The 13,204-nt window shown below is 65.0% G+C and carries 10 protein-coding genes; 8 read left to right on the top strand and 2 right to left on the bottom strand.

Features of this window, described 5'->3' with window-relative positions; translation table 11 throughout:
* Positions 1-86: 86 nt before the first annotated feature.
* Positions 87-1,199 (top strand): sensor histidine kinase, encoded by a 1,113-nt coding sequence (locus LGQ03_RS12095; protein WP_226748613.1) that lies wholly within the window; start codon positions 87-89, stop codon positions 1,197-1,199.
* Between the two features lie 38 nt (positions 1,200-1,237).
* On the opposite strand, the gene LGQ03_RS12100 is transcribed toward LGQ03_RS12095, so the two are convergent.
* Complete coding sequence (locus LGQ03_RS12100) at positions 1,238-1,837, bottom strand: DUF1285 domain-containing protein (RefSeq protein WP_226748614.1); 600 nt, start codon at positions 1,835-1,837, stop codon at positions 1,238-1,240.
* A gap of 59 nt (positions 1,838-1,896) precedes the next feature.
* Here LGQ03_RS12100 and LGQ03_RS12105 point away from each other — a divergent pair, with 59 nt between their 5' ends.
* From LGQ03_RS12105 to LGQ03_RS12120, 4 genes are all read left to right on the top strand, one after another.
* Complete coding sequence (locus tag LGQ03_RS12105; protein ID WP_226748615.1) at positions 1,897-2,901, top strand: AAA family ATPase; 1,005 nt, start codon at positions 1,897-1,899, stop codon at positions 2,899-2,901.
* Entirely contained in the window at positions 2,898-3,770 is an 873-nt protein-coding gene (locus tag LGQ03_RS12110) for a DUF58 domain-containing protein (RefSeq protein ID WP_226748616.1), read from the top strand. The genes LGQ03_RS12105 and LGQ03_RS12110 overlap by 4 nt, the downstream gene beginning before the upstream one ends.
* Before the next feature lie 60 nt (positions 3,771-3,830).
* A complete protein-coding gene (locus tag LGQ03_RS12115; RefSeq protein ID WP_226748617.1) occupies positions 3,831-6,596 on the top strand; it encodes a DUF4159 domain-containing protein in 2,766 nt (921 codons plus the stop codon).
* 76 nt (positions 6,597-6,672) lie between these two features.
* Positions 6,673-8,757 (top strand): hypothetical protein, encoded by a 2,085-nt coding sequence (locus LGQ03_RS12120; RefSeq protein ID WP_404807656.1) that lies wholly within the window; start codon positions 6,673-6,675, stop codon positions 8,755-8,757.
* Here LGQ03_RS12120 and LGQ03_RS12125 read toward each other — a convergent pair.
* The gene (locus LGQ03_RS12125) at positions 8,754-9,101 is read right to left on the bottom strand and encodes a hypothetical protein (RefSeq protein ID WP_226748619.1); all 348 of its coding nucleotides are present in this window, start codon (positions 9,099-9,101) and stop codon (positions 8,754-8,756) included. The genes LGQ03_RS12120 and LGQ03_RS12125 overlap by 4 nt on opposite strands.
* 110 nt (positions 9,102-9,211) lie before the next feature.
* Between LGQ03_RS12125 and LGQ03_RS12130 the strand changes: the two genes are divergently transcribed.
* From LGQ03_RS12130 to glcF, 3 genes are read left to right on the top strand one after another with little or no spacing between them, the layout of a single operon-like run.
* Positions 9,212-10,645: an FAD-linked oxidase C-terminal domain-containing protein gene (locus tag LGQ03_RS12130; RefSeq protein ID WP_226748620.1), complete on the top strand. Its 1,434-nt coding sequence runs from the start codon at positions 9,212-9,214 to the stop codon at positions 10,643-10,645.
* 60 nt (positions 10,646-10,705) lie between these two features.
* On the top strand, positions 10,706-11,791 hold the full coding sequence (locus LGQ03_RS12135) for an FAD-binding protein (protein ID WP_226748621.1): 1,086 nt from the start codon (positions 10,706-10,708) through the stop codon (positions 11,789-11,791).
* Positions 11,791-13,176, top strand: coding sequence for a glycolate oxidase subunit GlcF (gene glcF / locus LGQ03_RS12140; RefSeq protein WP_226748622.1), 1,386 nt, complete (start codon positions 11,791-11,793; stop codon positions 13,174-13,176). The genes LGQ03_RS12135 and glcF overlap by 1 nt, the downstream gene beginning before the upstream one ends.
* Positions 13,177-13,204 lie beyond the last annotated feature (28 nt).

The following is a 13,204-nucleotide window of genomic DNA, read 5'->3' on the forward strand; positions in this document are numbered from 1 at the left end:
TCGACCTTGCCGGATTGCATGCGACCTTGGGGTCAAATAAAGCTGCCGGGATGGGTACGCTGACCCGGTGGACAGGAATTCAGACAATGCAGGCACCGCTGCACCCGGACGAAGATCAACGCCTGAGCGCGCTTGACGCCTACGACATGATCGAGACGCCGACGGAATCCGATTTCGACGATATCGTCGATCTGGCGTCGCGTATCTGTGAAACGCCGGTTTCCCTGATGTCCCTGCTGGACAAGGACCGTCAGTGGTTCAAGGCCAGCGTCGGCACCGACACCGACAGCACCCCCCGTGAAAACGCGATTTGTGGCCACACCATCCTGCAGGACGACCTGCTGGAGATCGAGGACACGCTGAACGATCCGCGCACATGGGACAATCAGCTGATCGTCGAAGAGCACGGGATGCGATTTTACGCAGGCGTGCAGTTGCGCACACCGCAGGGCCTGCCGATCGGCACGCTGTGCGTTCTGGACGACAAGCCGCGCAAGCTGACCGAATTCCAACGCACCGCTCTGCGCACCCTTGCCAATCAGGTCATGTCGCAGCTGGAATTGCGCCGCACCCTGCGCAATCAGGAAATCCTGCGCGGAGAGATGGACCACAGGGTCAAGAATTCGTTGCAGACCGTGCAGTCACTTATCCGGATCTATGCCAGCAAGGTGTCTGACCCCGTCGCAACCGAAGCCTTTGCCGCCGTGGACCGGCGACTGACCGCCGTGGTGGCCCTGCACCGCGAGTTGCACCAGTCCAGCGCCGTGACCCGTGTCAGGATGCAGCCGTTCCTGTCCGGAATCCTTGCACATCTGTCGCAGACCTGCCCGGAAAACGTGCGCGTCACATCAAAGATCGCCGATTTCGAGCTGTCCTCGGCCGAGGCGACGGCGGTCGCCGTGGTGCTGTCCGAATGTGTCGCCAATGCGATCAAACACGCCTTTCCGGACAATCGCGCGGGCGAAATCAGCATTTCGTTCCAGTACGAACCCGACGGGTCTGTCCGGCTGTCCTGTGCCGACAATGGCGTGGGCAAGACCGACACCCCGTCCGAGGTTGCGGCGATGACCAGCCTGGGTCAGCGGATCATGGATGCATCGGCCCAGCAGATCGCGGCCACGCTGGACCGCGAAGCGCAGAATGACGGTTACCGCGTGACGATGACGTTTACCCCGGTCGCGACAGGCCGTCCGGCCTGAAAACCAGCCGAGGTCCGGGAACGCAGGACCTGTGCAGGTCAATCCAGACCCACAAGCTCCGCCGCCGGCATGAAAGCAAAGAAGACTCCGCCGGAGCGGACACCGAACCAGTCCGCGCCGTCGTGCAAGCTGACCTCGCCCATATCCACAAGGCGGTAGAAACTCTTGCGGTCGATCAGCGCCTCGAGGTTGCGACGGATCAGCACATAGGGTGACGGCTCGCCAGTCTGCGGGTCGCGCGCCATGCGGATCGGATGATCGGGGCCGGCCACCGCACGGTCACCTACGTTTGTAGTGAAAACCAGATCGTCGCCCTGCCGGTCCACATCGATCGCGACGAATGGCGCATCCTCGACCGTGATCCCGACCTTTTCCACCGGAGTCACAAGGAAATAGGCTTCACCCTCGCGTTTCAGGATCGTTGAAAACAGGCGCACCAGCCGGGTTCTGCCGATCGGCGTGCCCTCGTAGAACCAGGTCCCGTCCCGGGCGATCCGCATGTCGATATCGCCGCAGAAATCAGGATTCCATTGATCGACCGGCGGCAGACCGCCTGCTTTTTGCGCCTTGTTCGCGGCCTCTGCCAGACCTTCGGGGCTGGGGGTCACGTTCTTTTGTGGACCGGACTCGTTTGTCATTGGGGTCTTCCGCGATAAGTGCTGTTATGCAGGGATATAGCGGTAAGGGATGAATTGTCATGGCGGATACGGACGACCTGGTGGCGCGGATCGAGGATTTGGGCGACAAGCTGGCGCAGGCCCGCAGTTCGATTGCGGCGCGTTTTCTGGGGCAGGACAGGGTTGTCGACCTGACATTGACCGCGCTGATCTGCGGCGGCCATGCCGTGCTGATCGGCCTGCCCGGACTGGGCAAGACGCGGCTGGTCGATACGCTGTCGACCGTCATGGGGCTGGACGGCAACCGTATCCAGTTCACCCCGGACCTGATGCCAGCCGACATCCTCGGCTCCGAGGTTCTGGAAACCGGCGAAGGCGGTGCCCGCGCGTTCCGCTTCATCGAAGGACCGATTTTCTGCCAACTGCTGATGGCCGACGAAATCAACCGTGCCAGCCCGCGCACGCAATCCGCGCTCTTGCAGGCCATGCAGGAAAAAGAGGTCACGATCGCCGGTGCCCATCGCAAGCTGGGCACGCCGTTTCACGTGCTGGCCACCCAGAACCCGATCGAACAAGAAGGCACCTATCCCCTGCCAGAGGCGCAGCTGGACCGGTTCCTTGTGCAGATCGACGTGCCCTACCCCGACCGGCAGACTGAGCGCGACATCCTGATCGCCACCACCGGGGCCCAAGACGCAAAATCCACCGCCGTGTTCACCGCCTCAGAACTGATTGATGCGCAGGACCTGCTGCGCCGGATGCCTGTGGGCGACGGGATCGTGGAAATGATCCTCGATCTTGTGCGCGCCTGCCGTCCCGGACCTGATGCCGCTGCCGCCGTGAACGACGCGGTCAGCTGGGGCCCCGGCCCGCGCGCATCGCAGGCGCTGATGCTGTGTGTTCGCGCGCAAGCTCTGCTCTCAGGCCGGCTTGCGCCCACACCAGAGGATGTGCGCGCGATGGCAGGACCTGTCCTGAAACACCGCATGGCACTCTCCTTCGCGGCCCGCGCGCGCGGGGTCGATCTGGATGCGCTGATCGACGATGTCACAGCCGGTATCACCCGGACTGCCGCCGCCGCATGAGTGATCCCGTCGTCCTTCGCGCCCGGGCAGAGGCCAGCGCCAGTGCGCTGCCGCCACTGCTGGCCGCGGCAGAGCATCTGGCCAGCACCGTGATCCTGGGCGATCACGGTCGACGCCGCGCAGGCACGGGCGACACCTTCTGGCAATACCGGCCTGCGCAAAGCCACGACAGCGCGCGCAGCATCGACTGGCGCAGGTCCGCCCGGTCCGACGGGGCCTTCGTGCAGGACAAGGAATGGCAGATCGCGCAATCGGTCGTGTTCTGGGTCGATCAGGGCGCGTCGATGCGGTTTTCATCTGCCCCGGCCATTGCGCAGAAATCAACCGTGGCCCGTACATTGGCGCTGGCCTGCGCGATCCTGCTGACCCGCGGCGGTGAACGGGTTGGCTTAACCGGGGCCGCCCTGCCACCCCGTCGGGGCACGGCCCAGATCGCGCAGATGGCGGCGCTGCTGTCGCAGGACGACCCCAGTGACTACGCCATGCCCGAGGCGCGCGGCATGGTTCCGCACAGCCGCGCGGTGTTCGTGTCGGATTTCCTGTCCGATCTGGCCCCGATCGAGGCCGCCTTGACCCGCGCCGCCGACCGCGGCGTGCGCGGTGCCCTGGTGCAGATTCTCGACCCCCAGGAAGAAGCCTTTCCATTCGACGGGCGCACGGTCTTTGAATCCATGACCGGTGGCTTGCGACACGAAACGCTCAAGGCAGGCGATCTGCGCGACCGCTATCTGGACCGCCTGGCCGAACGCAAGGACCGCCTGAACGCTCTCGCACGCACGACTGGTTGGCAGTTTACAACCCAGCATACCGACGCGCCCGCGACACAGGCGCTCCTGTGGCTCTACGCTGCCATGGAGCAGCCCGTATGACACTTCTTCTGGTCGAAAATATCCCGGGGGTCCGGGGGCAGCGCCCCCGGGATTTCACTTATGTTTAGCATCGGCCCCCTCGCCTTCACTGCGCCCTGGCTGCTGCTGGGGTTGATCGCATTGCCGATCCTGTGGGTGTTGCTCCGCGCCGTCCCACCAGCGCCCGTGCGGCGCAGGTTTCCCGGTGTCGCTCTTCTGCTGGGACTGACCGACAAGGATGCACAGTCCGACCGTACGCCCTGGTGGCTGCTGCTGCTGCGATTGCTGGCCGTTGCCGCGATCATCCTGGGCTTTGCTGGCCCCGTTCTGAACCCCCAGGACGATCAGGGCGGCGACGGTCCGCTGCTGGTGGTTTTGGACGGCACATGGGCCGACGCGCGCGACTGGCCCGCGCGGATCGACCGTGCGCGGATCGCATTGGACGACGCAGCCCGGTCAGGCAGGCCTGCCGCCGTGATGACGCTGACCGCACCGCCCGCACAAATGCCCGATTTCCAACCGGCGCAAGCCGTGGCGCAGACCTTGCCCAACCTGCAACCCGCGCCTTGGGAACCTGACGCAGAGGCTCTTGCGGGCTTTGCGCAGACGCTGGACGGCAGCTTTGACACCCTTTGGCTGTCCGACAGTCTGGCACGTGACACACGCAGCGACATGCTGGCCGCGTTCGAGGCGCGCGGCACGGTACGCGTGGTGCAGACGCCGCGCTCCACCATAGCACTGCGGCCTGCCACATTTGCCGACGGCAATATCGCGCTGTCCGCCGCGCGCACGCCTGTCGGCCTGCCGCTGAGCGTGCCGGTGCAGGCCATCGGGCTGGACCCCGCCGGCACCGAACGCGTCCTTGCCACTGTGAACCTGGAGATTCCGCCAGGCGAAGGCGTGGGCGAAACACTTTTGTCCCTGCCGGCAGAGCTGCGCAATCGCGTCACGCGGTTTGCGGTGGCAGGCGTGCGGTCTGCCGGTGCCGTGACGCTGACCGACGACGCCCTGCGCCGCCGCGAGGTCGCGCTGATTGCCGGCGGCGGCGAGGCCGAGGGCCTCGACCTGCTGTCGCCGCTGTATTACCTGCGCGAAGCGCTGGAACCGACAGCGGACCTGATCGACGGCACGCTGGAGGATGTCCTGCTGGCCAACCCGGACGTGATCGTGTTGGCCGATGTGGCGAACCTGTCTGCATCAGAGGCAGACGACATCGCGACATGGGTGGAAAACGGCGGATTGCTGCTGCGCTTTGCCGGACCACGGCTGGCCGCATCCGACGTGGGCCGCATGACCGAGGACCCGCTGCTGCCCGTGCGGCTGCGGGCAGGTGGACGCAGCATCGGCGGTGCCATGAGCTGGGGCGAACCCAAGGCGTTGGCCCCCTTTCCTGAAGGATCACCCTTTTTCGGCCTCGCCATCCCGCAAGACGTGAGCGTGACGGCGCAGGTGGTGGCACAACCCGACCCGACACTGGCCGACCGCGTGATCGCAGGGCTGGCGGATGGCACCCCACTGGTCACGCGCAAGGCGCTGGGACAAGGTCAGGTCGTCTTGATGCATGTCACGGCAAATGCCGAATGGTCGTCATTGCCGTTGTCGGGTCTTTTCGTACAGATGCTGGAACGTCTGGCGGTTTCGACGCGTCCCGCCACACCCGAGGCTGCGGCGCTGGAGGGCACTGTGTGGCTGCCGCAGGCACGGCTTGACGCCTTTGGCCAGTTGACGGATGCCACGACCGAGGCCGGTGTGCCCGGAGAGGCACTCGCCGCAGGCACCGTCGGGCCTGATCTGGCGCCGGGGTTATACGCATTTGACGAAACGCAGATAGCGGTGAATGTGGCAGATGCGGATACAACGCTGGCCACGGCGCAGTGGCCCCCTCGTATCCCCGTCGAAGGGTTGGATATCTCGCAGGAATTGCCGCTGAAGGGCTGGCTGATCGCTGCGGCACTCGCGCTCTTGGCGATTGACGTGATCGCCTCGCTGGCTGTGGGCGGCCGTTTGCGCGGACCGCGCGCCGATGTGGCCGCCGCCGTGTTGCTGGCACTGATGATCGCCACCCCGCAGAATTCGCGCGCACAGGATGCCGATGAATTTGCCATCACGGCCACGCAGGCCGTGTCCCTGGCCTATGTCACGACGGGCGATCCGCGGATCGACGAGGTATCGGAGGCCGGATTGCGGGGATTGTCCGACGTCCTGTTCCGCCGCACCTCGATCGAGCCTGTCGCACCGACGGCACTGAACATCGAGACGGACGAGCTTGCGTTCTTTCCGTTCCTCTATTGGCCGATGACACCCGGCCAGGCGCTCCCCTCGCGCGAGGCCTACGCCAAGTTGAACCGCTATCTGCGGTCCGGCGGGATGATCCTGTTCGACACCCGCGACGCGGATACGGCACGTTTCGGGTCATCCAGCCCCGAGGGGCGGCAATTGCAGTCCATCGCCATGTCGCTGGATATTCCCGCGCTGGAACCGATCCCGGACGATCACGTGCTGACGCGGACATTCTACCTGATCCAGGATTTTCCCGGTCGCACCGCCAGTCGCGATGTCTGGGTCGAGGCTGCCCCCCCGGACGCCGAACAGGCCGAGGGCATGCCGTTTCGCAACCTCAACGACGGTGTGACGCCCGTCGTGATCGGTGGCAACGACTGGGCACGGGCCTGGGCCGTGGACCAGTTCGGTGATCCGATGTTCCCCGTGGGCCGTGGCAGCGCGGGCGACACACAGCGCGAATATGCCTATCGGTTTGGCGTGAACCTGATCATGCATGTGCTGACCGGCAACTATAAATCCGACCAGGTTCATGTGCCCAACCTGTTGGAAAGGCTGGGACAATGAACAACTGGCGCATGTGTTGTAAGGGCAGGATGCCTCCGGCGGGGATATTTTTGACCAGAAGAAGCAGGGTGGATTGATGCAGAGCGTTGTCCTTGATCCACTGTTGCCGATGGTGGCGATTTACGGTGTCGGCGCGCTGGTACTGGCGGCCGTGCTGCTGGCGGTCTGGCGGCGGTTGCCCGGTTGGTGGTTGCGCGGTCTGGCGGGGCTTGCCCTGCTGGGCGCATTGCTGAACCCCGCACTTAGCCAAGAGGACCGGGTGCCGCTGGCCGATATCGTGATGTTGGTCGTGGACGAGAGTGCGAGCCAGCGGATCAGCGACAGACCGGACCAGACGGCTGCGGCCATCGCGAATGTGCAGGCCGAGATTGCCGGTATGGAAAACACCGAACTGCGGATCGTGACCGTCGGCGACGGTGAGGGCGACGCGGGCACGCAGGCCATGACCGCACTGGCCGAAGCACTGGCCGAAGAGCCCCAGGGCCGCATTGCCGGCATCTTGATGATTACGGACGGGCGTGTGCACGACCTGGACCGCACCCCGCCGCTGCCCGCGCCGCTGCACGCGCTGGTGACGGGCCAGCCCGACGACTGGGACCGGCGTCTGGTCGTGGCCAATGCACCGGCCTTTGCCATTCTGGGCGAACCCGTGACGCTGACCGTGCGGATCGAAGATCAGGGGGCCGCCCCCCAGGGGGTCGTGTCGGTGCCGCTGAACATCAGCATCGATGGTGGCGCGCCGTTGCCCTTTGAAGTGCCGATCGGGCGCGACATCGAATTGCCCGTCAACCTGCCGCATGGCGGGATGAATGTTCTCCAGTTCCAGACGCCGACGGTGGATGGCGAATTGACGGATCGTAACAACGCCGCTGTTGTCCAGATCAACGGTGTCCGCGACCGGTTGCGGGTCCTGCTTGTCAGTGGCGAGCCGCATGCGGGTGAACGCACCTGGCGCAACCTGCTCAAGGCGGATGCCAGCGTCGATCTGGTACATTTCACCATTCTGCGCCCGCCGGAAAAGCAGGACGGCGTGCCGGTGGACGAGTTGTCGTTGATCGCCTTTCCCACGCGCGAATTGTTCATGGAGAAGATCGCGGATTTCGACCTGATCGTTTTTGACCGCTATCGCCGGCGGGGCATCCTGCCGTCCCTGTATCTGGAAAACATCGCCAATTACGTGCGCGAGGGCGGTGCCGTGCTGGTGTCCTCTGGTCCGGAATACGGCAGCGTCGACAGTATCTTTCGTTCGCCCTTGCAGACGGTCTTGCCCGGTGCGCCGACGGCGCGGGTCTTTGAGGAAGGCTATGTGCCGCAGGTCACCGACCTGGGCGACCGGCACCCGGTGACTGCCGGGCTGGAAGCGATGTCACCCGGCACCGACAGCGACGGCCCCGGTTGGGGGCGTTGGTTCCGGCTGGTGGATACCACCGTGCCCGAGGGCGCCGAGGTGCTGATGACCGGGCTGGACGACCGCCCGCTGCTGACGCTGGACCGGATCGGCGAGGGGCGCGTGGCGCTGCTGGCAAGCGATCAGAGCTGGCTGTGGGATCGTGGGTATGAAGGCGGCGGTCCGCAGGCCGAACTGTTGCGCCGCCTTGCCCACTGGATGATGAAAGAGCCTGAGCTGGAAGAAGAATCCCTGTGGGTCGAACCCTCTGGCCAGACCATGCGCATCATCCGGCGCACGCTGGAAGATACACCCGGCGATGTCGTGGTGACTGGACCGGACGGGTCAGAGGTGACGCTGACGCTGGACGAGGTCAGCCCCGGACGGTTCGAGACCCTCTGGGACGCACCGGAAACCGGGCTTTATCGTTTGACGGACGGCACGCTGGACACCGTGATCGCGCTGGGGCCGGCGGCACCGCGTGAATTCGAGCAGACCATCGCCACCGGCGACGTGCTGGACGAGACCATCAGCGCCACCAACGGCGGCACGGTGCTGGTGTCTGACGGCGATATCGACATTCGCAGCGTGCGGGTAGGTCGCCCGGCTGCGGGACGCGGCTGGCTGGGAATCACCCCGCGCGAGGCCTACCGCACTGCCGATATTTCCATCGCGCCGATCCTGCCCGCCTGGGCATTCCTGATCCTGGCGGCGCTGTTGGTGATCGGAGCCTGGCTGCTGGAAGGACGCGGCACCAAACGGCGCAAGACCTAGTCCGGCAGGGCGACTGAAACCGTATCCGTGGACCAGCCGTCGACCGCGCATTTCGTGCGGATAAAGACCACTGACAAATTCGTGGGAACGGCGACATTGCCAAGTGACCGGGTAAAGGGCTGTTCGTTGACGTGAGGGTGCAACAACGCTCGGGTGCCGAGGATTGTGCCATCCGCATCCTCGACCCGCCAACCGTCGGCATAGTGATCCCAGCCCGTATCGGGATGGGACAGGGTCACATCGAAACGCCAGGCGGGTCCGTCACGTGCGACCTGCGCTGCGGTGACGACAGGGGCGTCGGCCAGCGCGGGAGTCGCGAGGCCAAGGATCAAAAGCGTGAACATGCGCAAAGGGGCGGTCCTGTGTCGGGGCGGTTGGCCGCAGGTTAGATGATGCAGGCGCGCTTGTCATGGACGTGCGTCGTGCCTTAGGGTTTATCCAAGAGGAGATCATCATGCACATGCCTACACCCGACGCCAAGATTATGGCGCTGAAGGCTGCGCTTGCCGCGCGCCTGCGCGCCATTTTGCCTGCCGACGCCGTGATCGACGATCTGGCGGAGACCCGCGCCTATGAATGCGACGGGCTGTCAGCCTACAAATGCCCGCCGATGCTTGCGGTGTTGCCGGCCACCACGGCAGAGGTTTCGGACGTGCTGCGTATCTGTCACGAGATGGACGTGCCCGTGGTGCCGCGCGGGTCCGGCACATCGCTGGCCGGTGGTGCCATGCCGACGGCGGATTCGGTTGTGCTGGGCGTGGCGCGGCTGAACGCAGTACTGGAAACCGATTATGCCGACCGGATCATCCGCGTGCAGTCGGGCCGCACGAACCTGAGCGTCACCGGCGCTGTCGCGGAAGACGGATTTTTCTACGCGCCAGACCCCAGCAGCCAGCTGGCCTGCGCGATTGCGGGCAACGTGGCGATGAATTCCGGCGGGGCGCATTGCCTGAAATACGGGGTGACGACCAACAACCTGCTGGGCGTGACGCTGGTGTTGATGGACGGCACCGTCGTGGAACTGGGCGGCGGGCATCTTGATGCGGGCGGACTGGATCTGCTGGGGGTCATCTGCGGATCCGAGGGCCAGCTGGGTGTCGTGACCGAGGCAACCCTCCGCATTCTGGCCAAGCCGGAGGGCGCGCGCCCCGTGCTGATCGGATTTGACAGCAACGCCGTCGCGGGGGCCTGCGTGTCCGACATCATCAAGGCGGGCGTGCTTCCCGTCGCGATCGAATTCATGGACCGCCCCTGCATCGTCGCCTGCGAGGCCTTTGCCAAAGCAGGCTATCCCGATTGCGAGGCATTGCTGATCGTCGAGGTCGAAGGATCGGACGCCGAGATCGACCATCAGCTGGGGCTGATCAGTGCGATCGCCCAGCGCCATAACCCGGTCGAGGTGCGCGAGGCCCGCGATGCGGACGAGGCCGCCCGCATCTGGCTGGGGCGCAAATCCGCGTTCGGCGCGATGGGGCAGATCAACGACTACATGTGCCTGGACGGGACGATTCCGGTCACGGAACTGCCGCGCGTGCTGGACCGGATCGGCGCACTGTCGCAAGAATACGGGCTGGACGTCGCCAACGTGTTCCACGCCGGTGATGGCAATATGCATCCGTTGATCCTGTATGACGCCAATACCCCCGGCCAGCTGGAACTGTGCGAGGCACTGGGTGCCGCGATCCTGAAACTCTGTGTCGAGGTCGGCGGCTGTCTGACCGGAGAGCACGGCGTCGGCATCGAGAAACGCGACCTGATGGGGGTGCAGTTCGCCCCCGCCGACCTGACGGCACAGATGGCCGTGAAGGACGTGTTTGACCCCAAGTGGCTGTTGAACGCGGCCAAGGTTTTTCCCCTTGATGCGAGTGCCACGCACCGGGCGGCCTGAGGGCCACCTTGGAGGCGCTGCCTCCAAACCTCCGGGATATTTCTGACCAGAAGAAGACCTATGACCCTGCAAACCGAAGATGATGTTGCTGATTTTGTGCGGGCTGCGAAAGGGCCGGTGGCCGTGCGCGGTGGTGGAACGCGCGCGCAGGGCGGGGTCGATGAGACACTGCCTGTCGCGGGACTGTCGGGGATAACGCTGTATGAACCCGGTGCGCTGACGCTGGTGGCCAAGGCCGGCACACCGATGACCGAGATCGAGACAGCCCTTGCGGCAGAGCGGCAACAACTGGCGTTCGAGCCGATGGATCATCGTACATTGCTGGGGACTGCGGGCGTGCCAACCATTGGCGGTGTGGTGGCGACCAATGCGTCGGGTCCACGCCGGATACAGGTAGGCGCGTGCCGCGATCATCTGCTGGGCGTGCGGTTTGTCGATGGGTCCGGCACCGTGGTGAAAAACGGCGGTCGCGTGATGAAGAACGTCACGGGCTATGATCTGGTCAAGCTGCTGGCGGGCAGCCACGGCACGTTGGGCGTGCTGACCGAAGTGTCGCTGAAGGTGTTGCCACTGCCTGAACGGGTCGCGACACTGACCAAGGTGGTGCCTGATGCGGCGGCGGCTGTCAGGATCCTGTCGGATGCGCTGGGATCGCCCTATGATGTCACGGGTGCCGCCGCTGCGCAGGACGGTGACGGGTTTCGCGTCCATGTAAGGGTCGAAGGATTTGATGACAGCGTCGGTTATCGCGCGGCGCAGTTGCGCGATTTGCTGCATCTTGATGACGGTGCCGATCCTTGGGCGGATTTGCGCGACGTGACCGCCTTGGGCGATTGTCCCTTTGTCGTGCGCGTGTCGGTGCGACCATTGCAAGCGGCAGGGTTGCTGTCACGGATGGATGGCGTGGACAGGGTGCAACTGGACTGGAGCGGTGGTCTGATCTGGCTGGGCGGTGCGCAGGCGGCGCTGTTGGCACAGGCGCAGGCGATCTGCGCCGACATCGGCGGCCATGCGACAGGGATCAAGGGCGACTTTGGCCCCCTGCCCCGGTTCCAGCCGCAACCTGCACCGCTGGCGGCGATCAGCGCGGGCCTGCGGGCCAAATTCGATCCACGCGGAATCCTCAACCCCGGAGTGATGGGCTGATGCAGACGACCTTTACCCCCACGCAGCTGACTGATCCGGCCACGGCGCGGTCCAACCAGATCTTGCGCGCCTGCGTGCACTGCGGGTTTTGCACTGCGACCTGTCCGACCTATCAGGTGCTGGGGGATGAACTGGATAGCCCGCGCGGGCGCATCTACCTGATCAAGGACATGCTGGAAAACGAACGTGTCCCCGATGCCACGACTGTCAAGCACATCGACCGCTGCCTGTCGTGCCTTGCCTGCATGACCACCTGTCCATCGGGCGTGCACTACATGCATCTGGTCGATCATGCGCGCGCCTATATCAATGCCAACTACAAACGCCCATTGTCGGACCGCGCGTTGCGCTGGGTCCTTGCGCGGGTGCTGCCCTATCCGGGGCGTTTCCGACTGGCGCTGCTGGGGGCCAAGATCGCGCGGCCCTTTGCGCGGTTCATGCCTGATCCGCGTCTGCGCGCGATGTTGCGGATGGCCCCTGACGTGATCCCGCCTGTCAGCCGCAACGACGATCCGCAGACCTTTGCCGTGGCGGAACCCCGAATGCGTGTCGCCTTGATGACAGGCTGTGCCCAACGGGCACTGAACACCGATATCAATGACGCGACGATCCGGCTGCTGACGCGGCTGGGGGCCGAGGTGGTGATCGCCGACGGTCAGGGCTGTTGCGGGGCGCTGACGCATCACATGGGCAAAGAGGATGAATCCCACGCCTCTGCTGCGCGCAATATCCGCGCCTGGACCGCATTGGGTGATCTGGATGCAATCGTCGTGAACACCTCTGGTTGCGGGACCACGGTCAAGGATTACGGGCATATGTTCCGCAATGATGCGCTGGCAGAGGATGCGGCGCGCGTCTCGGCGCTGGCGCGCGACGTAAGCGAGGTATTGCTGGACCTGCTGCCCGCCGACAGCCCGCATCTGGACCTGAACGTGGCCAAGGGCGCGATCGCGGGAACCGATGCGGCACGTCTGCCTGCACAGTCCACCGCCACCGGGACCGGGCTGCGCGTCGCCTATCACGCGGCCTGTTCCCTGCAACACGGCCAGCAGATCAAGGCGGCCCCCAAGACACTGCTGAAACGTGCAGGCTTCACCGTGCTGGAACCCGCCGACAGTCACCTGTGCTGTGGATCGGCGGGGACCTATAACCTGATGCAGCCCGAGATCGCGGGGCAACTCAAGCAGCGCAAGGTCGCCACCCTGTCGGCATTGCAGCCCGATATCGTGGCGGCGGGCAACATCGGCTGCATGATGCAGATCGGGACGGCGGCGGGTGCGCCCATCGTGCACACGGTCGAACTGCTGGACTGGGCGACCGGCGGGCCACAGCCGCCCGCGCTTTTGCGGGACCCGGCCACGCCGGTGGTGCCAAAGCTGCGCTGATCTGGTCATAGTGTCGCCATGCGCGGGT

It is taken from the genome of Loktanella gaetbuli, assembly GCF_020531945.1.
Classification (GTDB): domain Bacteria; phylum Pseudomonadota; class Alphaproteobacteria; order Rhodobacterales; family Rhodobacteraceae; genus Loktanella; species Loktanella gaetbuli.